Consider the following 359-nt stretch of genomic DNA (forward strand, 5'->3'; position numbering starts at 1 on the left):
AAGATGGCCCGCGCCATCGTCACCCAGTACGGCATGAGTCCTTTGGGCACCCAGGTGTTCGGCCAGCCCAACCACGAGGTGTTCTTGGGCCGCGGCTACGGCAACACCCAAGATTACTCCGAGGAGACGGCCCGTCGCATCGATGAAGAGGTGGCCAAGATCATGAGGGAGGCCCACGATAGGGCCCACGCGATTCTGTCCTCCCACGCCGATCAGATGGATCTCATGGCCAGCGTGCTGCTCGAGCGCGAGACCGTGGAAGGCGAGGCCTGCGAGGCGCTGCTCGACAACAAGTGGGACGAGTACCTGGCGCGCGAGGACGACATCTTCGCCGCCAAGGAAGCGGAAGAGGCCGCGGC

Annotated in this window: 1 pseudogene; it reads left to right on the forward strand. The window is 64.6% G+C overall.

The features are described from left to right. A pseudogene (locus tag NE591_RS13360) lies at nucleotides 1–359 on the forward strand (cell division protein FtsH); the annotation flags it as partial.

Origin of the sequence: Adlercreutzia sp. DFI.6.23, assembly GCF_024462535.1 — a bacterium.
In the GTDB taxonomy this organism is placed as follows: domain Bacteria; phylum Actinomycetota; class Coriobacteriia; order Coriobacteriales; family Eggerthellaceae; genus Adlercreutzia; species Adlercreutzia rubneri.